Raw genomic sequence first — 24219 nt, forward strand, 5'->3', positions numbered from 1 at the left:
GCAACTTCTGGATCAGTCTTCCAGCAGCTCTTCAGCCTGACCCAGAATGTTTTCCAGGGTGAAGCCGAACTCTTCGAACAAGGCTGGCGCAGGCGCCGACTCACCGTAGGTGGTCATGCCGATGACGCGACCTTCCAGGCCCACGTACTTGTACCAGTAGTCCGCATGAGCGGCTTCGATGGCGATACGGGCGCTGACCTGCAACGGCAGGACCGATTGCTTGTAGCCGGCATCCTGGGCATCGAACACGCTGGTGCAAGGCATCGAGACAACGCGCACCTTGCGACCTTGCTCGGTCAGCTTGTCGTAAGCCTGAACCGCCAGACCCACTTCCGAACCGGTGGCGATCAGAATCAGCTCAGGCTCGCCTGCGCAGTCCTTCAGTACGTAACCGCCACGGGAGATCTCTTCGATCTGAATCGCGTTGCGGGTTTGGTGCTGCAGGTTCTGACGCGAGAAGATCAAGGCCGAAGGACCGTCGTTACGCTCCAGGGCAAACTTCCAGGCCACTGCCGATTCAACGGCATCGGCTGGACGCCAGGTGTCGAGGTTCGGTGTGCTGCGCAGGCTGGTCAGTTGCTCGATCGGCTGGTGAGTCGGGCCGTCTTCGCCCAGACCGATAGAGTCGTGGGTGTAGACGAACAGCACGCGCTTCTTCATCAGCGAGGCCATGCGCACGGCGTTGCGGGCGTATTCCATGAACATCAGGAAGGTCGCGCCATAAGGCACCAGACCGCCGTGCAAAGCCACGCCGTTCATGATCGCGCTCATGCCGAACTCGCGAACGCCGTAGTACACGTAGTTGCCGCTGGCGTCTTCGGCGGTGACGCCTTTGCAACCTTTCCACAGGGTCAGGTTGGAACCGGCCAGGTCAGCGGAGCCGCCGAGGAATTCCGGCAGCATCGGGCCGTAGGCATTCAGGGCGTTCTGGCTGGCTTTACGGCTGGCGATGGTTTCGCCCTTGGCCGCGACTTCAGCAATATAGGCAGACGCTTTTTCAGCGAAGTCAGCCGGCAGTTCGCCGCTCAGACGACGGACCAGTTCGTTGGCCAGCTCAGGAAAAGCCGCGGAATAGGCAGCAAAACGCTGATCCCACTCGGCTTCGACCGCAAGGCCGGCTTCCTTGGCGTCCCACTCGGCATAAATGTCGGCCGGGATTTCGAACGGACCGTGGTTCCACTTCAATGCGGTGCGGGTCAGAGCAATTTCCGCGTCACCCAACGGGGCGCCGTGGCAGTCTTCTTTACCTTGCTTGTTCGGCGAACCGAAACCGATGGTGGTCTTGCAGCAGATCAGGGTTGGCTGCGCGCTTTTGCGTGCAGTGTCGATGGCGATCTTGATCTCTTCCGGATCATGACCGTCGACGTTGCGGATCACCTGCCAGTTGTAGGCTTCGAAACGCTTAGGGGTGTCATCGGTGAACCAGCCTTCGACTTCGCCGTCGATGGAGATACCGTTGTCATCGTAGAAGGCGATCAGCTTGCCCAGTCCCAACGTACCGGCCAGGGAGCCGACTTCGTGGGAAATGCCTTCCATCATGCAGCCATCACCCAGGAACACGTAGGTGTGGTGGTCGACAACGTTGTGGCCCGGACGGTTGAACTGCGCCGCCAGGACTTTTTCTGCCAGGGCGAAACCCACGGCGTTGGCCAGACCCTGGCCCAGTGGCCCGGTGGTGGTCTCGACGCCAGGGGTGTAGCCGAATTCCGGGTGGCCCGGGGTGCGGCTGTGCAGTTGGCGGAAGTTTTTCAGGTCATCGATCGACAGGTCGTAGCCGGTCAGGTGCAGCAGCGAGTAGATCAGCATCGAACCGTGACCGTTGGACAGCACGAAGCGGTCACGGTCGGCGAACGATGGATTGCTCGGGTTGTGCTTCAGGTAGTCACGCCAAAGTACTTCGGCGATATCCGCCATACCCATAGGGGCACCGGGATGGCCGCTGTTGGCTTTTTGCACGGCATCCATGCTGAGGGCACGAATGGCGTTGGCACGCTCACGACGGCTGGGCATCGCTGTTCTCCTGCGGATATTGAATCGAGAGTGAATAAAACGAAACGGAAAAAAGGCGAGCATTTTCCCTCACCGACCCGCCTCGGGGCAATGACAGATACTCATCTGAAGGCGTTTTTCCGGTGGATAAAGTCGCATTCGCCTGGTGAAACCTTTCCGCTGACGATTTGTAGAGTGACCGTTTCCCCGAGAAGTGCCATCTATCGACCAATATCAAAACTTTTTGATATTGCTCTTGCAGGGATTTCTGACCATCACTAGACTGCTGGCCCTATGAATTTACGCGTGCCTTCCATTCAACATGACGAGTGCGATGAGCTGGCGGCCCTGTGCAAGGCCGGCGGCGATCCTCTGCGGCTGAATGTATTGCGCGCGCTGGCCAACGATTCGTTTGGCGTACTGGAACTGGCGCAGATCTTCGGCATCGGCCAGTCGGGCATGAGTCATCACCTCAAGGTGCTGGCCCAGGCCGACCTGGTGGCAACCCGCCGTGAAGGCAATGCGATTTTCTACCGTCGCGCCCTGCCCCACACCGATCTGCTGGGCGGCAAGTTGCACGCTGCACTGCTCGAAGAAGTGGACAACCTGACCCTGCCTGCTGAAGTGCAGTCGCGGATCGGTCAGGTCCACGGGCAACGGGCGGCGGCCAGCCAGGACTTTTTCTCACGGGTCGCGGAGAAGTTTCGTGCCCAGCAGGACTTGATTGCCGGCCTGCCGCAGTACCGCGAAAGCGTGGTGGCCTTGCTCGACAAACTAAGCTTCAGTGAAGGGGCCACGGCCATTGAAGTCGGCCCTGGCGACGGCGCTTTTCTGCCGGAACTGGCGCGCCGCTTCACGCACGTCACGGCGCTGGACAACAGCACGGCGATGCTCGAACTGGCACGCCAGGTCTGCGAACGCGAAACGCTGGCTAACGTCAGCCTGCAACTGGCCGATGCATTGAATGGTGTCAGCCTCAAGGCCGATTGCGTTGTACTGAACATGGTGCTGCACCATTTTGCCGCGCCGGCCGATGCGCTCAAGCACATGGCCAATTTACTGCAACCGGGCGGTAGCCTGCTCGTGACAGAGTTATGTAGCCACAACCAGAGTTGGGCCAGGGAGGCCTGCGGTGATCTCTGGTTGGGGTTTGAACAGGACGATCTGGCCCGTTGGGCCACCGCTGCGGGACTCGTTCCCGGGGAAAGCCTCTATGTAGGCTTACGTAATGGTTTCCAGATTCAGGTCCGCCACTTTCAGCGGCCGACTGGCGACACTCACCATCGGTAAATTCAGGAAAAAATCGAGATGAGCGAATACTCCCTCTTCACCTCCGAGTCTGTGTCCGAAGGGCATCCGGACAAAATCGCCGACCAGATTTCCGATGCGGTGCTGGACGCCATCATTGCTGAAGACAAGTTCGCCCGCGTGGCGTGCGAGACGCTGGTGAAAACCGGCGTGGCAATCATCGCAGGTGAAGTCACCACGTCGGCCTGGGTCGACCTGGAAGAAATCGTGCGTAACGTGATTCTCGACATCGGCTACAACAGCTCCGATGTCGGCTTCGACGGCGCCACTTGCGGTGTGATGAACATCATCGGCAAGCAGTCCCCTGACATCAACCAGGGTGTCGACCGTGCCAAGCCTGAAGATCAGGGCGCCGGCGACCAGGGCCTGATGTTCGGCTACGCCAGCAACGAAACCGACGTGCTGATGCCAGCGCCGATCACCTTTTCGCACCAACTGGTTCAGCGCCAGGCCGAAGCCCGTAAATCCGGCCTGCTGCCTTGGCTGCGTCCGGACGCCAAGTCGCAAGTGACTTGCCGTTACGAAGCCGGCAAGGTTGTCGGTATCGACGCCGTTGTTCTGTCGACCCAGCACAACCCTGAAGTGTCGTACAAAGACCTGCGCGAAGGCGTGATGGAGCTGATCGTCAAGCACGTGCTGCCTGCCGAACTGCTGACCAAAGACACCCAGTTCCACATCAACCCGACCGGCCAGTTCATCATCGGTGGCCCGGTAGGTGACTGCGGCCTGACCGGTCGCAAGATCATCGTCGACAGCTACGGCGGCATGGCCCGTCACGGTGGCGGCGCGTTCTCCGGTAAAGATCCATCGAAGGTTGACCGTTCGGCTGCCTATGCCGGTCGTTACGTAGCCAAGAACATCGTCGCTGCCGGCCTGGCCGAGCGTTGCGAGATTCAGGTTTCCTACGCGATCGGTGTTGCTCAACCGACTTCGATCTCGTTGAACACCTTCGGCACCGGCAAAATCAGCGACGACAAAATCGTCAAACTGGTTCGCGAAGTGTTCGACCTGCGTCCATACGCAATCACCACCATGCTCGACCTGCTGCACCCGATGTACCAGGAAACCGCTGCGTACGGCCACTTCGGTCGCACTCCGGCTACCAAGACTGTGGGCGATGACACTTTCACCACATTCACTTGGGAAAAAACCGACCGCGCCGACGACCTCCGTTCGGCTGCCGGTCTGTAAGACTTCCCCGCCGGTACCAAAAGCCCTGCACGGTTCGCCGTGCGGGGCTTTTTATTGCCAGAAATCCAAAAGATCTTCCTGTGTCGAAACACACCGAAAAACATCCTCGCTGCCAAAGCCAGAAAGCTGACTAACCTTGAAAGCATCCCCCTGAGCAAGGACGCTCACCATGCTTCTGCGCCTGTTTTCGATTTTCTTCCTGACCCTGGTCTGCTCAATCTCAAACGCTGCCGATTGCCCCGACTGGCCACCCGCCAGGGCTCTGGACGAAGTCACTGCCCTGCAAAAACAGATCGACCTTTGGGACGACAGCTACCACCGCCACGGACGCTCATTGATCGCCGACGAACTCTACGATCAGTCTCGTGCACAGCTGACCGAATGGCGTAAGTGCTTTAACGCGGGCCAGGCGCCCGAACCATTGCGCACAGCGGTCGGCAAGATTCCCCACCCCATCGCCCACACGGGCCTGGAAAAACTCCGGGATACTCATGCGGTCGAGGCCTGGCTACGCGATCGCAATGACATCTGGATACAACCCAAGGTCGACGGCGTGGCCGTGACGCTGATCTATCGCAACGGCGTGCTGCATCAGGCGATCAGTCGCGGTGACGGCCTGCACGGACAGGACTGGACGGCCTCGGCGCGACTGATCCCCGCTATTCCCCGACAACTGGCGCAACCCGTGGATTTGCTCGTGCAAGGCGAACTCTACTGGCGCCTGATCGACCATGTACAAGCCAAGGCCGGCAGCCTCAATGCCCGTTCCACGGTAGCCGGCCTGATGGCCCGCAAGGAACTCGCCCCTGAGCAAGCCGCTGGCATCGGGCTGTTTGCCTGGGATTGGCCGCAAGGCCCGGCCAGCCTGCCCGCCCGTATCGAGGCACTGGATGAACTGGGGCTGCCGGGCACGGTGCCTTACAGCCAGCCGATCCAGACATTCGCCGATGCCGAACGCTGGCGCGATCACTGGTACCGCTCGCCGCTCCCCTTTGCCAGCGACGGTGTCGTCCTGCGCCAGAGTCGGCGCCCCTCAGCCGAGCGCTGGCAGGTAAAAACACCTTACTGGGCCATCGCCTGGAAATACCCCTTCGCCCAGGCGCTGGCCGAAGTGCGAAAAGTCGATTTCAAGATCGGTCGTACCGGACGGATCACACCGGTGCTGGAGCTGAAACCGGTAACGCTCGATGACCGGCAGATCAAACGCGTGAGCGTCAGCTCCCTGCGACGCTGGGAGGAACTGGATATACGGCCCGGCGATCAGGTGTCCATCAGCCTGGCGGGGCTGACCATTCCCAGGCTCGACGGTGTGGTTCTGCGCGCCGACGAACGCGCCGAATTAAACATACCGTTGGCAGCAGACTTTCATCCGTTGAGCTGCTGGCAGCCGACGCCCGGTTGCGAGAGCCAATTCCTCGCGCGACTGGCCTGGCTCAGTGGCAAGCAAGGGCTGGCCTTGACTCATGTAGGTCCCGGCACCTGGGAGAAACTTCTCGAAACAGGCCGTTTGAACGGCCTGCTGGATTGGTTGACCCTCGATGCTCAAGAGCTTGCTAACATTGACGGTTTCGGCGAGCGCAGCACGACTCGTCTTTTAAACAGTTTCGCCAGCGCCCGCCAACGCCCTTTTGCTCGCTGGCTCAAAGCCCTGGGATTACCGCCGATCGGCCAGGCGCAGCTTGCCGATTCATGGCAGGCACTGGCACAACGAAACACCGAACAATGGCAGGCCGAGGCCGGTATCGGCCCGGGACGCGCAGCGCAATTGAGCGCATTTTTCCGCGACCCGCAGGTCCTGGCCTTGAGTGACACATTACGTGCGGCGGGAATCGACGGGTTTTAGCGACCGCAGGTGCTCGCCCACCCGGGAACCCAAAGGTGCCGATGGGCTCAAACGCCCACCGCCATACCGATCCGATTTGCACTTTGTACATGGAGCTTTTATGAGATTTCTTTCACCGCTCGCCCTGCTGACTCTTTGCGGTGTGATGGCCGCTCCGCTGATGGCCGCCGAAGAGGCCCCGGGCCTGACCGGTTGCGCCGCCAAGAAACAGGGCATCATCAATCAGATCGAACTGGCCAAATCCCACGGCAACGCCGATCAGCAGGCGGGCCTGGAAACCGCTTTGAGCGAAGTCACCACTCATTGCACTGACGCCTCGCTGAAAAAGGAACGGGAGAACAAGGTTCTCGACGCCAAACATGAAGTCAGCCAACGTCAGGCAGACCTGGACAAAGCCATGAAGAAAGGTGATCCCGAGAAGATCAACAAGCGTAAAGACAAACTCGCCGAATCCCGCAAGGAATTGCAGGATGCGCTGGATGAGCTGGATAAATAAAAGCAGCGACCTTTCCCGGATCTTTAGTGCTCTGGCTGATGCCTTCGCGAGCAAGCCCGCTCCCACAGGGCATGCATTTCAAATGTGGGAGCGGGCTTGCTCGCGAAAGCGTCAGACAAAGCGCTGCAAATCAATGATCCCGAAACTCTTTATGACAGGCACTGCAGGCATCTTCGACTTTCTGCACCGCCGGCCCGAGGTTACTGGCCTTGTAAGGCTGGACCTTGCTGGCAATCACCAATTCACCGGTGCTGGCTTCAAGGGTGCGGGCCATTTCCTGAAAGCGTGCCTGTTTCTGCCAGACATCGCTTTTGGCACTGGTGTGATCATCTTCGCGCACCTGCGGAAAATGCTTCCACGGCTCATGGGACAGCGCATCGAGCTTCACCGCGCCGTCAGCGAACTTCGGACCGTCGAATGGAATGCGGCCGCGCAACATGCCGCCCAGGTCTTCGCCGGTCTTGAGCATTTGCTTGAAGATCGCCTTGCGCTGGCCCAGTGGCGAGTTCGGGTCGACACCGCCACACGCAGACAACGTCAGGCAGGCCAGCAATACAACGGAAAGTCTTTTAAATGTCATGGTGGCTTCAGGTCACGGGAAACGGCGGCCAGTATCCTCGCGTCACCGACAAACACCAATAGCCCTATTATCAATACGGGTTGTTCGAGCGCAGGGAGCACTCGCGCAACCGGCAAAGGAATTACTCCATGAACAGCCGTTTCAAGGCATGGCGCCCTCGCCTCGCCTGGACCCTCCCGATAGTGGCCGTGCTTGCAGGCTGCACCGGTGGTGACAACAACAAACCGAAAACCCACGCACTGGCGACGTATTCCAGCGCCACCTGGGAAGCCCTGCCCGCAGTGTCCGATAACGACCTGGTTGCCGGTTTCGGTTCGTGGCGTAGCGCCTGCACCCGACTCAAGACCGATCCGGTCTGGGGCCCGACCTGCGCCGCTGCCGCCAATGTGCCGCAAACCGCCACCGATATTCGCGGCTTCCTCAAACAGAACCTCGACGTCTACGGCCTGCGTGCCGCCAACGACAACCCCAACGGGTTGATCACCGGTTACTACGAACCGGTCTACCCCGGCAGCCTGACCCAGACCGCTGTGGCGAATATCCCGGTATATGGCGTGCCCGAAGACATGATCATTGTCTCCCTGGACAGCATTTACCCGGAGCTTAAAGGCAAACGCCTGCGCGGACGGCTCGAAGGCCGCGTGCTCAAGCCTTACGACGATGCGGCAACGATCGAAACCAAAGGGGTCAAGGCGCCGGTGGTGGCGTGGCTGACCGATCCGATGAACCTGCAATTCCTGCAAATCCAGGGCTCGGGTCGCATCCAGCTCAATGACGGCCGCCAGTTGCGCATCGCGTACGCCGACCAGAATGGCCATCCCTATCGACCGATCGGCCGCTGGCTGGTGGAACAAGGCGAACTGAAAAAAGAAGACGTGACCATGGGTGCGATCAGCAACTGGGCCAAGGCCAACCCGACGCGCATTCCGGAACTGCTCGGCAGCAACCCCAGCTATGTGTTCTTCACTCGCAACCCGGACAGCAACGAAGGCCCTCGCGGCTCGCTGAATGTTCCGTTGACCGCAGGTTATAGCGCCGCAGTCGACCGCAAAGTGATTCCACTGGGCAGTCTGATGTGGTTATCCACAACGCGGCCGGACGGCACGGCGCTGGTTCGTCCAGTGGCGGCCCAGGACACCGGCGGTGCGATTGCCGGTGAAGTTCGGGCGGATCTGTTCTGGGGCACCGGGGAAGCGGCCGGGCAATTGGCTGGCGACATGAAACAGCAGGGGCAGATCTGGATGCTGTGGCCCAAAGGTGCAGCATTGCCGCAAGTGCCGCAGGTGGCCGACAAGCTCTAAAGTCAAAAGATCGCAGGCTTCGCCAGCGCCTACATTGATCGGGTTCGCCGCAGACGCATCGATCGTTGTAGGCGCTGGCGAAGCCTGCGATCTTTTGATGTGGCTCTTAAGCAGAAACCACAAAGAGACTGACAATCAGCCCCAGCCCCACAAACCACACCAACGTCCGCAAAATATGCCAGTCCGCCAGGTAGCAAATGATGTACAGCAACCGGCTGGTGATAAACAAAACCGACAACACATTAATGGTCACCAGCTCGGCATTGCCCGCCAGATGCGCCACGATCACCGCCGCAGCGAACGCCGGGAAGATTTCAAAACTGTTCAGTTGCGCCGCATTCGCGCGCCTGCCCAAACCTTCCAGCGAATCAAGAAAATCCCGGGGGTCATGGTTGTCTCTCAACCGGTAACCGCCACTGATCTTGGCCACGCCCGTGCACAGGAAAGGCAGGAAAATCGCGATCAAAATGCACCACAAAGCAACCGTCATAAAGTCATCCCTTCTTCAAGTTTCATGTGTCGAGCGTTCGTCGACAGTGAGCCAGTCAAAACTTCATCACCAACATACCGATCAACACCAGCCCACAGGCCAGGAGCCGAGGGCGGCCGAAAGGTTCTTTCAGGTAGCGCATGCCAAACAGCACCACCAGAATCACGCTGATTTCGCGCAAGGCCGCGGCCTCGGCAATCGAACCCAGCAGCATCGCCCACAGCACCAGAGCGTAGCTGAACAACACGCAAAACCCGACCGCCAACCCCAGTCGCCACTGTTCACGCCAGAACAGTATGAACGCCGGGCGTTTGCGCACCAGTGCCAGCAACGGAAACGGCCAGGCGCTGAGTAAGGTCACCCAGACCAGGTAATCCAGCGGATGCGCCCAGCGCCGCAACGCCTGACCGTCGATAAAGGTGTAGCAGCCGATGCACAGACCGATCAGTGCGACCACCGGCAGCATCGACCACGGCAGACGTGTGCCGCCACCGCCCTGCCACAGCAAGCACAGCATGCCGAACGGAATCAGCAGGATTCCGAAGATCTGCTGAGGGGTCAGCACTTCTCCGGCAAAGATCAGCGTCAGCGCCAGCACCACCAGCGGCGACAGCCCACGCATCAATGGATAGACCAGCCCCAGATCGCCGACCCGATAGGCCTGAATCAGCAAATAGCGATAGAGCAACTCGAACGCCGCCGACGCCAGGATCCACGGCCAGATTTCAATCGGCGGCAACGCCACGAAAGGCAGCATCAGGGCGACAAACAACATCGCCACGCTGTCCATGCAGGCCACGACCAACAACCGTTCCGCGCTGAATTTAATCAGCGTATTCCACGCCGCGTGCAACAGCGCCGCCACCAACACCAAAGCCGTCGCAAGCACGGCACGCTCCTTTTGTAACCGCCGCGATCCCTTGTAGGAGCGAGCATACTCGCGAAGAACGTCGAGACACCGCGTTTAAACAGAAAGCACGCGTTATCGTTGACGACCATCGCGAGCAAGCTCGCTCCTACAGTGATCGGGGAGAATTGATTCGCCATATGTCAGCAGCTGTTTATACTGCAAGCGACCACGCCGCACTCAGTTGCGCTCAGACTAATTCCAATAATTTCTGCCTCAGCCCGCTCTCCTCGAGAACGGTCGTCGGCATGCGTATGCCTGATCACAGCGTCAAGACTACCGACAGAGACCTTGCGCATGCCACTCGCTTTGCTTGCCCTCGCTGTTGCCGCGTTCGGCATCGGCACCACTGAATTCGTCATCATGGGCCTGCTGCCCGACGTCGCTCGCGACCTTGCCGTGAGCATTCCCGACGCCGGCCTGCTGATCACCGGTTACGCCCTGGGCGTGGTGTTCGGCGCGCCGATCCTCGCGGTCGGCACCGCCAACATGCCGCGCAAAGCCACGCTGCTGGGCATGACGCTGATGTTTATCTTCGGCAACATCCTGTGTGCACTGGCGCCGAACTACGCCACGCTGATGGCCGCGCGCGTGATTACTGCACTGTGCCATGGCGCATTTTTCGGCATCGGTTCGGTGGTCGCCGCCGGCCTGGTGGCACCGAACAAACGGGCCCAGGCGATTGCCATGATGTTCACCGGCCTCACGCTGGCCAACGTGCTCGGCGTGCCGTTGGGTACCGCACTCGGGCAATACGCCGGTTGGCGTTCGACGTTCTGGGCGGTGTCGGTGATCGGTGTGATTGCCGCGATCGCGCAATGGGTCTGGCTGCCGAAGAACATCGCCATGGACAAGGCCAACCTGGCCAGCGAGTTCAAAGTGCTGGGCAAGGTCAATGTGCTGCTGGCACTGGGCATGAGCGTATTGGCATCGACCAGTCTGTTCAGCGTGTTCACTTACATCGCGCCGATCCTGCAGGACATCACCGGCGTCAGCCCCCATGGCGTGACCATCATGCTGCTGTTGTTTGGCGTGGGTCTGACGGCGGGCAGCATGCTCGGCGGTCGATTGGCCGACAGTCGCCTGCTGCCATCGCTGGTGGGCATGGCACTGTCGGTGGTGCTTGTGCTGGCAGCGTTCACGCAGACCAGCCATTCGGTGATCCCGGCGGCGATTACGCTGGTGCTGTGGGGGATCTTTGCCTTCGCGCTGCGCCCGATCCTGCAACTGCTGATTATTGATCAGGCTCATGAAGCGCCGAACCTGGGTTCGACGTTGAATCAGAGTGCATTCAATCTGGGCAACGCAGCCGGGGCCTGGATCGGCGGGCTGGTGGTCGCCAGTGGTGCCGATCTGGCGGACTTGCCGTGGACCGGCGCGCTGGTCAGTGGGCTGACGATGCTGACCGCGCTGCTGTTCATTTACCTGCAGCGTCACGGTGTGGCTGCGGTCAATGTGTCCGACTGACTGGCCGGGCGAGCGTTGATACCTCGCCCGCCCTCGTTACCTGGCGTCTTCGTCAGCGGTCAGCCTGGCTTCGCTACCCTTCTTTTTAGGCGCACCGGACTCACTGCGAATTTGCGCATGGCTGATCAACGCAAAAATAAAGCTGCCTCCGATGATGTTGCCCACCAGCGTCGGACCGGCGAACACCAGCCAGAAATCCTTCCACGGCAGCTCCCCGGCAAACACCAGATACGAAACCTCGGCCGACCCGACCACGATGTGGGTGAAATCCCCCAGCGCCATGAAGTAGGTGATGAGGATGATGATCCACATCTTGGCGCTCTCCATGGACGGGATCATCCAGACCATGGTGGCGATCATCCAGCCCGAAACGATGCCCTTGGCGAACATCTGGCCGGCATCGTTTTCCATGACCTTGCGGCCGATGTCGAGGAAGGCCAGGTCGGTCTTGCTGTCGAAAATCGGCAGATGCAGCATCACATACGCGACCAGCAAGGTGCCGCAGAGGTTGCCCACCAGCACCACCGACCACAATCGCAGTAACCGGCCGAAGTTACCCAGTGTCGGCTTGCTCATGATCGGCAGCACGGCCGTCAGGGTGTTTTCGGTGAACAGTTGCTGGCGGGCGAGGATCACCGCGAGAAAACCGGCACAGTAGCCGAAACTGGCGATGACCTTGAAACCTTCGGCGTCCGGCAGACGGGAATTGAGCAACCCCATGGCCATCAGCGAAAGCCCCATGGTCAGGCCGGCGGCCAACGCCGACCACCAGAGCGCGGCGATGCTGCGTTCAAGTTCCTGATCGCCCTGTGTCCGGATGATTTCGTGCAGCACCGCCGCGCGCGGAGGCTGGCTCTTGTCGACCTCATGCTGCTCTTTCGCCGAGAGGTCCGGGGTCTTGCCGTCTTTTTGCGTGTCCATTGAAGCTCCTGAACCTGTGGCGTGTCATGTAGGTACGACACGTGGGGTTCGTCGCTGTTCACTGCACACCCAAACGAAACAGTCTCCTGTAGGAGCCGGCTTGCTGGCGATCGCTGCGACTCGGTTTTCTTTGGTGATGCTGATGGCGCCTTCGCCTGCTGGGGGCCGGCTCGGTTTAAGCGGTGTCGCTGATGACGCCATCGCCAGCAAGCCGGCTCCTACAGGGCTCGCATTACTCGCGGATACCATCATCCTGAAACTGATCCTTGACGTACTTGATCTCGGTTCGGCCATGCGGTGCGGGCAAGCCGTCTTCACCGAGGTTGACGAAGACCATCTTCTCCACCGTCAGGATGCTTTTGCGGGTGATCTTGTTGCGCACTTCGCAGGTCAGGGTGATCGACGTACGGCCGAACTCGGTGGCGGTGATGCCCAGTTCGATGATGTCGCCCTGGCGCGACGCGCTGACGAAGTTGATTTCGGAAATGTACTTGGTGACCACGCGCTGATTGCCCAGCTGGACGATGGCGTAGATCGCCGCTTCTTCGTCGATCCAGCGCAACAGGCTGCCGCCGAACAGCGTGCCGTTGGGGTTGAGGTCTTCGGGTTTTACCCATTTGCGGGTGTGGAAATTCATATTCACTCCTGACCGTCTTGCCGATTGATGCCGGCCATCATGGCAGAGCCCGGACTAGAGCTCTATTAACCATCGACTATGGTCTCGATTACCGTTCGGACATTGACCTGCAGAAAGGCTTTGGAAGATCAGCATAGCCCGCTATAATCGCCCCCGTTTCAAAACGGTAACGTTCCATTGATACCGTTTTCCCGCCACCTGTCCGAGGGGCGCTGCAGCAGGTTCGACCTGTCAGGCTCGGATGGGGCGTTGCCTGGCCACGGCCAGACACTAAACGCACAACGGCGCCCATTCGCATACATTACGAATGGAGGCTCATCATGAGCGCTGTTATCACGCCTGCAGATTTTAACGATTACAAAGTCGCCGACATGTCCCTGGCTGCCTGGGGCCGTCGCGAAACCATCATCGCCGAATCCGAAATGCCAGCCCTGATGGGTCTGCGCCGCAAGTACTCCGCCGAGCAACCGCTCAAAGGCGCGAAAATCCTCGGTTGCATCCACATGACCATTCAGACTGCCGTGCTGATCGAAACCCTGGTTGCCCTGGGTGCCGAAGTGCGTTGGTCGTCCTGCAACATTTTCTCGACTCAGGACCAGGCCGCTGCCGCCATCGCTGCTGCCGGTATCCCGGTTTTCGCCTGGAAAGGCGAAACTGAAGAAGAGTACGAGTGGTGCCTGGAGCAAACCATCCTGAAGGATGGCGCGCCTTGGGATGCCAACATGATCCTCGACGACGGCGGCGACCTGACCGAGCTGCTGCACAAGAAATACCCGGCGATCCTGGACCGCGTCCACGGCGTGACCGAAGAAACCACCACCGGCGTTCACCGCCTGCTGGACATGCTGGCCAAGGGCGAGCTGAAAATCCCGGCCATCAACGTCAACGACTCGGTGACCAAGAGCAAGAACGACAACAAGTACGGCTGCCGTCACAGCCTGAACGACGCCATCAAGCGCGGTACCGACCACCTGCTGTCCGGCAAGCAAGCGCTGGTCATCGGTTACGGTGACGTGGGCAAGGGCTCCGCTCAGTCCCTGCGTCAGGAAGGCATGATCGTTAAGGTTTCCGAAGTCGACCCGATCTGCGCCATGCAAGCCTGCATGGACGGTTACGAACTGGTTTCGCCGTTCATCGACGGCATCAACAACGGTACTGAAGCAAGCATCGACAAGGCACTGCTGGGCAAGATCGACCTGATCGTGACCACCACCGGCAACGTCAACGTTTGCGACGCGAACATGCTCAAAGCCCTGAAGAAACGCGCTGTCGTCTGCAACATCGGTCACTTCGACAACGAAATCGACACCGCTTTCATGCGCAAGAACTGGGCATGGGAAGAAGTGAAGCCACAGGTTCACAAGATCCACCGTACCGGTCCTGGCGCATTCGATGCCCAGAACGACGACTACCTGATCCTGCTGGCCGAAGGCCGTCTGGTTAACCTGGGTAACGCAACCGGTCACCCAAGCCGCATCATGGACGGCTCGTTCGCCAACCAGGTTCTGGCCCAGATCTTCCTGTTCGGCCAGAAGTACGCCGACCTGTCGCCAGCCCAGAAAGCCGAGCGCCTGACCGTTGAAGTACTGCCGAAGAAACTCGACGAAGAAGTGGCCCTGGAAATGGTCCGCGGTTTCGGCGGCGTCGTGACTCAACTGACCAAGACCCAGGCCGACTACATCGGCGTGACTGTCGAAGGTCCGTTCAAGCCGCACGCTTACCGCTACTGATTCGCTGGCCGGCTGCGCGGTGTTCTGATGCACCGCGTCGCCTGCATCGCCAGCAAGCCGGCTCCTACAGGGGAGCGGTCGTACGTGAGTACGATACAAACCCTGCAGGAGCCGGCTTGCTGGCGATCGCGGACAAACCAGCCCCACAGGCTTACGCGTTTCCAAGGATATGACCATGTCCCAAGACCGTCGCTACAGTTTCGAATTCTTCCCTACGAAGACCGACGCTGGGCATGAAAAGCTGCTCGCCACTGCTCGTCAGCTGGCTACGTACAATCCCGATTTCTTCTCCTGCACCTACGGCGCCGGCGGTTCGACCCGTGATCGAACCCTCAACACCGTGTTGCAGCTCGAAAGCGAAGTCAAAGTCCCTGCCGCACCGCATCTGTCTTGCGTGGGCGACAGCAAGGACGACTTGCGCGGCCTGCTGGCGCAATACAAGGCAGCCGGCATCAAACGCATTGTTGCCCTGCGCGGTGACCTGCCTTCAGGCATGGGCATGGCCAGCGGTGAAATGCGCCACGCCAATGACCTGGTTGAATTCATTCGTGAAGAGACCGGCGATCATTTCCACATCGAAGTCGCCGCTTACCCGGAAATGCATCCGCAAGCGCGCAATTTCGAGGACGATCTGAACAACTTCGTGCGCAAGGCCAACGCCGGCGCCGACAGTGCGATCACCCAGTACTTCTTCAACGCCGACAGCTACTTCTACTTCGTCGAGCGTGTACGGGCGAAAGGCGTGAACATCCCGATCGTTCCGGGGATCATGCCGATCACCAACTACAGCAAGCTCGCGCGCTTCTCCGATGCCTGCGGTGCGGAAATTCCGCGCTGGATCCGCAAACAACTGGAAGCCTACGGCGACGACACCCAGAGCATTCAAGGCTTTGGTGAACAAGTCATCACCGAGATGTGCGAACGCCTGCTGCAAGGTGGCGCTCCGGGGCTGCACTTCTACACACTGAACCAGGCTGAAGCGAGTCTGGCGGTGTGGAACAACCTGAAGCTGCCGCGCTAAATATCGTTACAGGCAAGATCAAAATATCGCAGCCTGCGCCAGCTCCTACAGGGGGATGTTTAATCTCTGTAGGAGCTGCCGCAGGCTGCGATATTTTGCATTCAACGCACTTTTATTGTGATGCAACACACGGAGATAGAGCATCTGCAGGCGGTTTCTGGCTCTTTCCCGCTTCTCGTCGTAATCTCAAGCCCATGCCATTGATCCCGCAGTTAATCGCCGTGCTGGTTTTCACTTGCCTGAGCTTCGCCGCTCGGGGCGAGAAATTGCGCATTGTCACCGAACCGTGGGCGCCTTACGTCTACGAGGAAAACGGCAAATCGCTGGGCCTGGACTACGAAACCACAGCCATTGTCTTCAAGCGCCTGGGGATTGAAGTCGAGTGGCAGTTCCTGCCATGGAAGCGCTGTCTGTCGATGCTCGAAACCGGCCAGGCCGATGGCGCGCTGGATATTTTTCATAGCGAAGAGCGTGAAGCCACCCTGCTCTACCCCAGCGAACCGCTCTCGGAAGTTCAGTTCGTGATGTTTTACGCCAACGAGCGACCTCATCCGTTTCGCACCCTCGAGGACCTGAAAGGCCTGACAATCGGCACGTCTCCGGGTTATCTGTACAGCCCGGACTTTCGCGAATCGACCCTGTTCACTCGCGAACCGGCGCCCACCCATGAAGCCAACTTCGGCAAACTGGTGCGCGGGCGAATCGACCTGCTGATCACCGATCGCCGGGTCGGCCAGCATTTACTCGACGAGTTGAACATCCGCGACCAGATCAGCGAAAACCCGATCGTCATCAGCCAACAGAGCCAGTTCCTGGCGGTGCGCCGCAATGCGGGCATGGACTTGCTGGTGCAACGCTTCGGCGCCGAACTCAAGCGGTTCAAGCGCGAGCCCGCCTACGCTGAACTGAGTGCCCGTTATGGCGCCGACCCGACGGCCAGCACGACAGCCGCGGGTGCCACCGCTGCCCGCGGAAAAACCGTTGAGCAGCAGGAAAGCGGCGCGCAGTGATTGCTCTGTTATACTCCGGCCTTCCCGCCAGGCTCACGCCCGGACGCTCGGACTTGTTCAAGGCATCTCGACCCCGCTACAGCGCAGCTTTTCAGCCCGCGCGAGCGCTTCAGACGAGCTTTCAAGCCCCAGCAGGACCGGACGGGATTGCGTTCTTCTTAAACGCCATTCGCGCCAGGCAAGACTCCCATTGGGCCAAGCCCTAACTAAAACAGGATTACTCATGTCCTTTGCTTCCCTCGGTCTCTCCGAGGCTTTAGTCCGCGCCATCGAGGCAGCGGGCTATACCGAGCCTACTCCGGTGCAACAGCGGGCCATTCCCGCCGTGTTGCAAGGTCGCGACCTGATGGTTGCGGCTCAGACAGGTACTGGTAAAACCGGCGGCTTCGCCCTTCCGATTCTGGAGCGGTTGTTCCCCAACGGTCACCCGGACAAATCCCAGCGTCACGGCCCGCGCCAACCACGCGTGCTGGTACTGACCCCAACCCGCGAACTCGCGGCTCAAGTCCACGAGAGCTTCAAGGTCTATGCCCGTGACCTGAAGTTCGTCAGCGCCTGCATCTTCGGCGGCGTCGGCATGAACCCGCAGGTTCAAGCCATGTCCCGTGGTGTTGACGTGCTGGTGGCCTGCCCTGGCCGCCTGCTCGACCTCGCCGGCCAAGGCAGCGTCGATCTGTCCCACGTGGAAATCCTCGTGCTGGACGAAGCCGACCGCATGCTCGACATGGGCTTTGTCCATGACGTGAAGAAGGTCCTGGCTCGTCTGCCGAGCAAACGCCAGAACCTGCTGTTCTCGGCGACGTTCTCCAAGGACATCACCGACCTCGCCGGCAAGCTGCTGCACAACCCGGAACGCATTGAAGTCACGCCGCCGAACACTACGGTCGAGCGCATCGAACAACGCGTGTTCCGTCTGCCGGCCAACCACAAGCGTTCGCTGCTGGCGCACTTGATCACCGCGGGCGCCTGGGAACAGGTTCTGGTGTTCACCCGCACCAAGCACGGCGCCAACCGCCTGGCCGAGTACCTGGACAAACACGGCCTCACCGCCGTCGCGATCCACGGTAACAAGAGCCAGAACGCGCGCACCAAAGCCCTGGCCGACTTCAAGGCTGGCGAAGTGCGCATCCTGGTTGCCACCGACATCGCCGCACGCGGCCTCGACATCGATCAGTTGCCACACGTGGTCAACTTCGAACTGCCGAACGTCGACGAAGATTACGTACACCGCATCGGCCGTACCGGCCGTGCCGGTCGTTCGGGCGAGGCGATCTCGCTGGTGGCTCCGGACGAAGAAAAGCTGCTGAAAAGCATCGAACGCATGACCAAGCAGAAAATCGCCGATGGCGACCTGATGGGCTTCGATTCCAGCGCCGTAGAAGCCGAAAAACCGGAAGTCCGCGAGCGTCCGGATGTGCGTAACCCGCGCAACCCACGTGGCCCGCGCGGCGACGGTCCGAACGGCAGCGGCGGTGGCGGCGGTCGTAAAGACAAAGGCAAGGACAAGGGCGGCAAGGAAAAACCGGCGGCCAGCGGCCGTGGCGAACGCCCGGCACGTGAGCAGAAACCACGCGAAGGCACCCCGGCTCGAGAGCAACAGCGTCCGGCGCCACGCGCTGCCGCTGATCGCGCTCCGGACGAGTTCCTGGACGACGATATCGACAACTTCGGTAACCGCGTCGACTACGTGCCTCAAGCCAAACCGGCTCAGGGCCGTGGCCGCCGTCCAGGTGCTCCGGCACAAGGTTCGGCCGCTGGCGCTGGTGCTCCGCGCACCGGCGGCAAGCCTCAGGGTCGCCAAAGCGGTCCGCGCAGCAGCGACGGCGCCACCACCGGCACGCCGCCGGCCAAGCGCAGCGGTCCACGCAACGGCGCTCCACGTGACGGTCAGGCCCGTCGCGAAGAAGGCCGCAACCGTCGCCCGGCGCGTGACGATCAGCCGCGCTCGGAACCCGCCGTGCAAAACCCGCGCGGTCCGGCACCGAAGATCATTCACAAGGAGTCGAAAACCGATCGTTTCCCGACTCCCGAGCAACTTGATCAACTGCCAGGCCGTCCGCGTGGTGAAAAACCGGCGTTGCTGACTCGCAACCGCTGATTTAACGCCACAATAAAAAAATGCCCCGGCTCTCGCGATCCGGGGCATTTTTTTATGCCAGACAAAAAACATTCTGCGCCGGACAATTTCCCCTGTAGGAGCCGGCTTGCTGGCGATGACGGTGTGTCAGCCTCGTGGATGTCGGCGGAGACTCCGCTATCGCCAGCAAGCCGGCTCCTACAGGGGATTTGTGGTGGTAATTAAAATGTTGGCAGGCAATAAAAAACGCCCCCGATCGTGAGATCGGGGGCGTTTTTTTGTCAGGTGCGAAAGTTACTTCGCTTTTACGCCTTCAAACGAAACGTACAGCTCGACCGCATCGGACCCTGGGCCCAGGTCTTTCTGCTTGCCGAAGTCGGAACGCTTGATGCTGGTGGTGCCTTCGAAGCCGGCACGGTAGCCGCCCCATGGATCCTTGCCTTCACCCAGGAACGTAGCCTTGACCACGACGGGCTTGGTCACGCCAGCGATGGTCAGATCACCCGCTACATCGGCAGTGTCTTTGCCAGCGGCGTTTTTGCCGGTGGATTTGACGCTGGTGGAAACGAAGGTGGCCTTGGCGAATTTGGCCGCATTCAGGAAATCACCGCTGGCGATGTGCTTATCGCGTTCGGCATGGTTGGTGAATACGCTGGCGGTATTCACATTGAACTCGATCTTGCTGGCTTCAGGCTTGGCGGCGTCGAAGCTGAACTTGCCGTCGATATCCTTGAAGGTACCGGTGATGTAGCTGTAGCCCAGGTGGCTGATCTTGAAGTCAACGAAGGCGTGCTGGCCTTCTTTGTCGACGACGTAGTCAGCGGCCATTACGTGACCGGCGGACAGCAGAGCGGAACCGATTGCCAGAGCGGCGAGGGTCTTTTTCAACATGCTTTCTATTCCTTTGGAGTCGAGGTTGAACTTCAGGCTTTGCGGCCCAGCATACGAGTGAGGGTCGCATCACGATCGATAAAATGGTGCTTCAATGCTGCCAACGCATGGAGACCGGAAAAAATTACCAGTGCCCACGCCAGATACAGATGAATCACACCGGCGGTGTCTGCCTGGTCCGGTAGTCCGGACACCAGTGCAGGAACTTCAAACAGGCCAAACACCGGAATCCCGACACCGTCTGCGGTGGAAATCAGGTAACCGGCAATCATCACAGCAAACAGGCCGAGGTACAGAAACGAATGGCCGAACTTCGCGCCCATGCGCGTCAGGCGGCTATAGCTTTCCAGTGTGGGCGGCGGCGGGCTGATGAAGCGCCAGATCACCCGAAGAATCATCACTGCCAACAACACCAGGCCAATGCTCTTGTGCAGGTCCGGCGCGTCTTTGCGCCAGGTGCTGTAGTAGTCGAGACCGACCATCCACAACCCCAACGCGAACAGACCGAAGACCGCCAGCGCCACGCCCCAATGCATGAAGATGCTGACCCAACCGTAGCGGGAAGAAGAGTTACGTAGCTGCATGCCCAAATCCTGTGAGAATTGCGACCAAGACTATCGAGTTATCTATCGATTTAAAGCGGAAAATTTCGCTTTGAAATATCGAGAAATACGATAAAGAGTCTGAAATGGGTGAGTTAAGGAAAGATTAAAGACCAATGTGTGAAAAGAAATGACGTCCAAATGAAGAACACCTCCGCCACGAGGTTTATTCGGTTCTGTTCTTCAAGGCATAAAAAAACGCGGCATTTCTGCCGCGTTTCCTTAATCCAAAAGCTTACTGCGCTTGGGTGTCCGTTGCCGCGGTCGAAGCGGGTTTGGTCGCTGGTTTCTTCGCCAGTTCGGCTTTCTTCACAGGCGCCTTGGCTGGCGCTTTTTTGGCTTCGGTCTTGGCCGCAGGCTTTTTCGCCGGTGCCTTGGCCGGAGCCTTCTTGGCGGGCTCGGCTTTCACCGGTGTTGCAGGCTTCGGTGCTTCCACGGGCGCTGGTGCCGGGGTGGCCACTGGCGCGGGCGCCGGTGCTGGCGGTGTGACCGGCTCGGGTGCCTTGACCGGCTCCGGCTTCTTCTCGTCATCCAAGCCACCAAACAGATTGCTGAAGAAGTTGCCTTTCTTCGCCGCCACTGCGCCGGCCGCCGCAGCGGTCGCTGCCGGAACAACCTTCGCCGGCTCGAACGACTTGCCTGCCGCCAGGTCTTCAACCTGACCTGCCGCCCGCTGACCCGTGCGCAATGCGCCTTCCAGCGTGCCTGGGTACAACGTGTCAGTGTGTTCGCCAGCGAACGCTATGCGCTGCAGCGGACGTTCCCACAGGCGCCAGTACTTGCTGATCTGGCCCGGACCGAAGGCCAGGTAAGCGCCGCCCATCGACGGGTCGGTGCTGTAGCGGCGGATTTCATAACCGGTGAACGAACCGCGCGCCTGTGGATAAAAGGCATGCAGGCGAATCAGTACCTGATCGGCCATCTGCTTGTCGCCGAAGGCCTGCATCACCCGCGCGTTGTCGCCGGACAGGTTGATCACCACGTTGGCACCGCCCTTCAGGGCTGGCTCGACCCACAACATGCCCAACCCGGTGTTGCTGTAGATCTCGCCGGACATGCGCGCCTTGCTTTCCCATACCGGCGTCTTGAACTTCAGCATGATTTGGTCGCGCCAACCGTAGTTGGTGCCTTTGATGGCGCCCATGTGCTGGGCGTCCAGCGCCGGGGTCATCTGGATCTTGTTCAGGGCGCGCAATGGCACGGCGACCACGACGTAGTCAGCCTGATAGCCAACGCTGCCGACTTTGACGGTCACGCCATCCTTGTCCTGGGTAATGGACGAGACCGGGGAATTGGTCTTGATGGTTTTCAGCTGTTTGACGAAGGCTTGTGCCAACACCGGGCTGCCCCCGAGCAGGCGCGAAGCGCGCAAGTCACGGTCGGACACACCGCGATAAACCCGGCTCTGTTGTGCGTAGTACAGCAGCGACAGGCGCGAAGGTTCGTCATAGCGGGTACGAATTTGCTGATTGATCAATTGACGGGCCGTGGCTGGCAGCGTCAAACGGTCGAGCCAGTTGGAGACGTTGATCTGATCCAGGGCATGCAACGTGCTGTTCGCCGCCGGGTTCTGCGGGTCTTCGATCGAGCGCGCCAGATCGTCCAGGGTCTTTTCGTAGCGCTTGAGCGCATCGGCGGTTGCCGGCTCCTTGGTGGCCAGATCGGCTGCGGTGTAATACACACCGTCGATCAGGTAGCTCGGCGTGCGCACGAATTCTGGTGCCGGCGTGGTGCTCAGCTTGAACGTCGAGACGTACTTGTTCAGCACCGGCTGGGTCTTGTCGTTACCGATCCATTCACTGGTGGCCATGCCGGAACGGCCGCCGAGGCTCGGCTTGGCTTCCAGCAGGGTGACCTGCCAGCCCTTGTTCTGCAGTTCATAAGCAGCAGTGAGGCCCGAAAGCCCGCCGCCAATCACGATCGCCGTTTTATCCTTGGCCAGCGCAGACACGCTGAACAGCCCCAACATCACCAGCGCACAGGCGCGCAGCCAACCAGCAGACATTCAGCGAACTCCGGAAATACACGAGGAAAAAGCAGTTTTACGAGTCAGACGACTCAAAGAACCGCGAAGAATACGTTAGCCATCAATAGGCCGCCAGCAACGTCTGTCACCCCATACAAAGTAGCTCAATCGACACAATGGGTTGTTCCCGCGCGACGCATTGCATAGGCTTGCGCGATTGTATGTCCGCGCCTGCCGCGGACCGCCTCGAGGAGACTGAACATGGGCCTGAATAATCAGTGGATGCAACGCGATCTCGCGGTGTTGTGGCATCCCTGCACCCAGATGAAAGACCACGAACAGTTGCCGCTGATCCCGATCAAGCGCGGTGAAGGCGTGTGGCTGGAAGATTTCGAAGGCAAACGCTACCTCGACGCGGTCAGCTCCTGGTGGGTCAACGTGTTCGGCCACGCCAACCCGCGCATCAACCAGCGCATCAAGGACCAGGTCGATCAGCTGGAGCACGTAATCCTCGCCGGCTTCAGCCATCAGCCGGTCATCGAGCTGTCCGAGCGCCTGGTGAAGATGACGCCGGAAGGCCTGACCCGGTGCTTCTACGCCGATAACGGTTCGTCCTGCATCGAAGTCGCGCTGAAAATGAGTTTTCACTACTGGCTCAACCGCGGCGCGCCTGCCAAGAAGCGCTTCGTTACCCTGACCAACAGCTACCATGGCGAGACCATGGCGGCGATGTCGGTGGGCGACGTGCCACTGTTCACCGAGACTTACAAGGCGCTGCTGCTGGACACCATCAAGGTGCCAAGCCCCGATTGCTACCTGCGCCCGGAAGGCATGAGTTGGGAAGAACATTCCCGGAACATGTTTGCCGCGATGGAGCAGACGCTGGCCGAGAACCACGACACCGTCGCGGCGGTGATCGTCGAGCCGCTGATCCAGGGCGCTGGCGGCATGCGCATGTATCACCCGGTTTATTTGAAGCTGCTGCGTGAAGCTTGCGACCGTTATGGCGTGCACCTGATCCACGACGAAATCGCCGTCGGCTTCGGCCGCACCGGGACGATGTTCGCCTGTGAACAGGCCGGCATCCGCCCGGACTTCCTTTGCCTGTCCAAGGCCCTGACTGGCGGTTACCTGCCGTTGGCGGCCTGCGTGACGACCGAAGACGTCTACAGCGCGTTCTACGACGACTATCCGACCCTGCGCGCCTTCCTGCATTCCCACAGCTACACCGGCAACCCGCTGGCGTGCGCGGCGGCATTGGCGACGCTGGACATCTTCGAAGAAGACAACGTCATCGAAAACAACAAGGCGTTGGCACAGCGCATGGCCTCGTCTACCGCACATCTGGCCGATCACCCGAACGTCTCGGAAGTGCGCCAGACCGGCATGGTGCTGGCCATCGAGATGGTCAAGGACAAGGCGACCAAGGAAGCTTACCCGTGGCAAGAGCGTCGCGGCTTGAAGGTGTTCCAGCATGCACTGGAGCGAGGTGCTTTACTTCGACCGTTGGGCAGCGTGGTGTATTTCCTGCCGCCTTACGTGATCACGCCGGAGCAGATCGACTTTCTGGCGGAAGTGGCCAGTGAAGGGATCGACATCGCGACTCGCGACAGCGTCAGCGTGTCGGTGCCGAAAGACTTCCACCCCGGCTTCCGCGATCCGGGCTAAAGACCAACGCAGTTCCCGTGGTGAGTGGATTTATCTGTGGCGAGGGGGCTTGCCCCCGTTGGGTTGCGAAGCAGCCCAAAAACCGACAACCGCGTCTGTCCAGCTAAAACGCATCGCCAGAATT

Annotated in this window: 20 protein-coding genes and 1 riboswitch; of the genes, 11 read left to right on the forward strand and 9 right to left on the reverse strand. The window is 60.0% G+C overall.

Translation table 11 applies throughout. The features are described 5' to 3' along the window. Window positions 1–12: 12 nt before the first annotated feature. Window positions 13–2010 (reverse strand): transketolase, encoded by a 1998-nt coding sequence (tkt, locus tag FBY04_RS16185; RefSeq protein WP_084318505.1) that lies wholly within the window; start codon window positions 2008–2010, stop codon window positions 13–15. A 273-nt stretch (window positions 2011–2283) separates the two neighbouring features. On the opposite strand from tkt, the gene FBY04_RS16190 reads away from it, so the two are divergent. The 4 genes from FBY04_RS16190 (at window position 2284) to FBY04_RS16205 (ending at window position 6827) form a co-directional block, all read left to right on the forward strand. After that, window positions 2284–3279: a metalloregulator ArsR/SmtB family transcription factor gene (locus tag FBY04_RS16190; protein WP_084318507.1), complete on the forward strand. Its 996-nt coding sequence runs from the start codon at window positions 2284–2286 to the stop codon at window positions 3277–3279. An 18-nt stretch (window positions 3280–3297) separates the two neighbouring features. Further along, window positions 3298–4488 carry a methionine adenosyltransferase gene (metK, locus tag FBY04_RS16195; protein ID WP_145315793.1) on the forward strand — a complete coding sequence of 397 codons (1191 nt, stop codon included), beginning with the start codon at window positions 3298–3300 and terminating at the stop codon, window positions 4486–4488. 169 nt (window positions 4489–4657) lie between these two features. Continuing rightward, complete coding sequence (gene ligB, locus FBY04_RS16200) at window positions 4658–6331, forward strand: NAD-dependent DNA ligase LigB (RefSeq protein ID WP_145315794.1); 1674 nt, start codon at window positions 4658–4660, stop codon at window positions 6329–6331. Between the two features lie 100 nt (window positions 6332–6431). After that, entirely contained in the window at window positions 6432–6827 is a 396-nt protein-coding gene (locus FBY04_RS16205; RefSeq protein WP_145315795.1) for a DUF1090 domain-containing protein, read from the forward strand. Between the two features lie 130 nt (window positions 6828–6957). Here the strand turns inward: FBY04_RS16205 and FBY04_RS16210 are convergent, their stop codons facing one another. Further along, complete coding sequence (locus FBY04_RS16210) at window positions 6958–7407, reverse strand: cytochrome c (protein WP_084318514.1); 450 nt, start codon at window positions 7405–7407, stop codon at window positions 6958–6960. Between the two features lie 128 nt (window positions 7408–7535). On the opposite strand from FBY04_RS16210, the gene FBY04_RS16215 reads away from it, so the two are divergent. Continuing rightward, the gene (locus FBY04_RS16215) at window positions 7536–8708 is read left to right on the forward strand and encodes a murein transglycosylase A (RefSeq protein WP_145315796.1); all 1173 of its coding nucleotides are present in this window, start codon (window positions 7536–7538) and stop codon (window positions 8706–8708) included. A gap of 106 nt (window positions 8709–8814) precedes the next feature. On the opposite strand, the gene FBY04_RS16220 is transcribed toward FBY04_RS16215, so the two are convergent. Next, on the reverse strand, window positions 8815–9198 hold the full coding sequence (locus FBY04_RS16220; RefSeq protein ID WP_145315797.1) for an MAPEG family protein: 384 nt from the start codon (window positions 9196–9198) through the stop codon (window positions 8815–8817). Window positions 9199–9253: 55 nt separating this feature from the next. Continuing rightward, window positions 9254–10087 carry an EamA family transporter gene (locus tag FBY04_RS16225; RefSeq protein WP_084318522.1) on the reverse strand — a complete coding sequence of 278 codons (834 nt, stop codon included), beginning with the start codon at window positions 10085–10087 and terminating at the stop codon, window positions 9254–9256. A gap of 315 nt (window positions 10088–10402) precedes the next feature. Here FBY04_RS16225 and FBY04_RS16235 point away from each other — a divergent pair, with 315 nt between their 5' ends. After that, window positions 10403–11572, forward strand: a complete 1170-nt coding sequence (locus FBY04_RS16235; protein ID WP_145315799.1) for an MFS transporter — start codon at window positions 10403–10405, stop codon at window positions 11570–11572. Between the two features lie 36 nt (window positions 11573–11608). Here the strand turns inward: FBY04_RS16235 and FBY04_RS16240 are convergent, their stop codons facing one another. After that, window positions 11609–12493, reverse strand: a complete 885-nt coding sequence (locus FBY04_RS16240) for a formate/nitrite transporter family protein (protein WP_084318527.1) — start codon at window positions 12491–12493, stop codon at window positions 11609–11611. Between the two features lie 232 nt (window positions 12494–12725). Further along, window positions 12726–13130: an acyl-CoA thioesterase gene (locus FBY04_RS16245; protein ID WP_065938148.1), complete on the reverse strand. Its 405-nt coding sequence runs from the start codon at window positions 13128–13130 to the stop codon at window positions 12726–12728. A 198-nt stretch (window positions 13131–13328) separates the two neighbouring features. After that, window positions 13329–13427, forward strand: a riboswitch (S-adenosyl-L-homocysteine riboswitch). 23 nt (window positions 13428–13450) lie between these two features. Between FBY04_RS16245 and ahcY the strand changes: the two genes are divergently transcribed. The 4 genes from ahcY to FBY04_RS16265 all read left to right on the forward strand — a co-directional run bounded on the left by ahcY (window position 13451) and on the right by FBY04_RS16265 (window position 18989). Then, window positions 13451–14860, forward strand: coding sequence for an adenosylhomocysteinase (ahcY, locus tag FBY04_RS16250; RefSeq protein ID WP_017341239.1), 1410 nt, complete (start codon window positions 13451–13453; stop codon window positions 14858–14860). A gap of 175 nt (window positions 14861–15035) precedes the next feature. Beyond that, window positions 15036–15881, forward strand: coding sequence for a methylenetetrahydrofolate reductase [NAD(P)H] (metF, locus tag FBY04_RS16255; protein WP_084318530.1), 846 nt, complete (start codon window positions 15036–15038; stop codon window positions 15879–15881). A 194-nt stretch (window positions 15882–16075) separates the two neighbouring features. Beyond that, entirely contained in the window at window positions 16076–16891 is an 816-nt protein-coding gene (locus FBY04_RS16260; RefSeq protein ID WP_084318532.1) for an ABC transporter substrate-binding protein, read from the forward strand. Between the two features lie 223 nt (window positions 16892–17114). Then, window positions 17115–18989 carry a DEAD/DEAH box helicase gene (locus tag FBY04_RS16265; RefSeq protein ID WP_084318535.1) on the forward strand — a complete coding sequence of 625 codons (1875 nt, stop codon included), beginning with the start codon at window positions 17115–17117 and terminating at the stop codon, window positions 18987–18989. Between the two features lie 273 nt (window positions 18990–19262). Here FBY04_RS16265 and FBY04_RS16270 read toward each other — a convergent pair whose 3' ends face one another. The 3 genes from FBY04_RS16270 to FBY04_RS16280 form a co-directional block, all read right to left on the reverse strand. Then, window positions 19263–19859 carry a YceI family protein gene (locus FBY04_RS16270; RefSeq protein ID WP_084318538.1) on the reverse strand — a complete coding sequence of 199 codons (597 nt, stop codon included), beginning with the start codon at window positions 19857–19859 and terminating at the stop codon, window positions 19263–19265. 32 nt (window positions 19860–19891) lie between these two features. Beyond that, complete coding sequence (locus tag FBY04_RS16275) at window positions 19892–20443, reverse strand: cytochrome b (RefSeq protein ID WP_084318541.1); 552 nt, start codon at window positions 20441–20443, stop codon at window positions 19892–19894. Window positions 20444–20696: 253 nt separating this feature from the next. Beyond that, window positions 20697–22466: a flavin monoamine oxidase family protein gene (locus FBY04_RS16280; RefSeq protein WP_145315800.1), complete on the reverse strand. Its 1770-nt coding sequence runs from the start codon at window positions 22464–22466 to the stop codon at window positions 20697–20699. Between the two features lie 222 nt (window positions 22467–22688). Here FBY04_RS16280 and FBY04_RS16285 point away from each other — a divergent pair, with 222 nt between their 5' ends. Then, window positions 22689–24095 (forward strand): adenosylmethionine--8-amino-7-oxononanoate transaminase, encoded by a 1407-nt coding sequence (locus FBY04_RS16285; RefSeq protein ID WP_145315801.1) that lies wholly within the window; start codon window positions 22689–22691, stop codon window positions 24093–24095. Window positions 24096–24219: the final 124 nt, after the last annotated feature.

Origin of the sequence: Pseudomonas sp. SJZ080 (assembly GCF_007828295.1) — a bacterium.
In the GTDB taxonomy this organism is placed as follows: Bacteria; Pseudomonadota; Gammaproteobacteria; order Pseudomonadales; family Pseudomonadaceae; genus Aquipseudomonas; species Aquipseudomonas migulae_A.

Bases quoted from the DNA above. Each gene is read 5' to 3' on its own strand.
- tkt (WP_084318505.1), bottom strand. From the start codon at position 2,010: ATGCCCAGCCGTCGTGAGCGTGCCAACGCCATTCGTGCCCTCAGCATG.
- FBY04_RS16190 (WP_084318507.1), top strand. From the start codon at position 2,284: ATGAATTTACGCGTGCCTTCCATTCAACATGACGAGTGCGATGAGCTG.
- metK (WP_145315793.1), top strand. From the start codon at position 3,298: ATGAGCGAATACTCCCTCTTCACCTCCGAGTCTGTGTCCGAAGGGCAT.
- ligB (WP_145315794.1), top strand. From the start codon at position 4,658: ATGCTTCTGCGCCTGTTTTCGATTTTCTTCCTGACCCTGGTCTGCTCA.
- FBY04_RS16205 (WP_145315795.1), top strand. From the start codon at position 6,432: ATGAGATTTCTTTCACCGCTCGCCCTGCTGACTCTTTGCGGTGTGATG.
- FBY04_RS16210 (WP_084318514.1), bottom strand. From the start codon at position 7,407: ATGACATTTAAAAGACTTTCCGTTGTATTGCTGGCCTGCCTGACGTTG.
- FBY04_RS16215 (WP_145315796.1), top strand. From the start codon at position 7,536: ATGAACAGCCGTTTCAAGGCATGGCGCCCTCGCCTCGCCTGGACCCTC.
- FBY04_RS16220 (WP_145315797.1), bottom strand. From the start codon at position 9,198: ATGACGGTTGCTTTGTGGTGCATTTTGATCGCGATTTTCCTGCCTTTC.
- FBY04_RS16235 (WP_145315799.1), top strand. From the start codon at position 10,403: ATGCCACTCGCTTTGCTTGCCCTCGCTGTTGCCGCGTTCGGCATCGGC.
- FBY04_RS16240 (WP_084318527.1), bottom strand. From the start codon at position 12,493: ATGGACACGCAAAAAGACGGCAAGACCCCGGACCTCTCGGCGAAAGAG.
- FBY04_RS16245 (WP_065938148.1), bottom strand. From the start codon at position 13,130: ATGAATTTCCACACCCGCAAATGGGTAAAACCCGAAGACCTCAACCCC.
- ahcY (WP_017341239.1), top strand. From the start codon at position 13,451: ATGAGCGCTGTTATCACGCCTGCAGATTTTAACGATTACAAAGTCGCC.
- metF (WP_084318530.1), top strand. From the start codon at position 15,036: ATGTCCCAAGACCGTCGCTACAGTTTCGAATTCTTCCCTACGAAGACC.
- FBY04_RS16260 (WP_084318532.1), top strand. From the start codon at position 16,076: ATGCCATTGATCCCGCAGTTAATCGCCGTGCTGGTTTTCACTTGCCTG.
- FBY04_RS16265 (WP_084318535.1), top strand. From the start codon at position 17,115: ATGTCCTTTGCTTCCCTCGGTCTCTCCGAGGCTTTAGTCCGCGCCATC.
- FBY04_RS16270 (WP_084318538.1), bottom strand. From the start codon at position 19,859: ATGTTGAAAAAGACCCTCGCCGCTCTGGCAATCGGTTCCGCTCTGCTG.
- FBY04_RS16275 (WP_084318541.1), bottom strand. From the start codon at position 20,443: ATGCAGCTACGTAACTCTTCTTCCCGCTACGGTTGGGTCAGCATCTTC.
- FBY04_RS16280 (WP_145315800.1), bottom strand. From the start codon at position 22,466: ATGTCTGCTGGTTGGCTGCGCGCCTGTGCGCTGGTGATGTTGGGGCTG.
- FBY04_RS16285 (WP_145315801.1), top strand. From the start codon at position 22,689: ATGGGCCTGAATAATCAGTGGATGCAACGCGATCTCGCGGTGTTGTGG.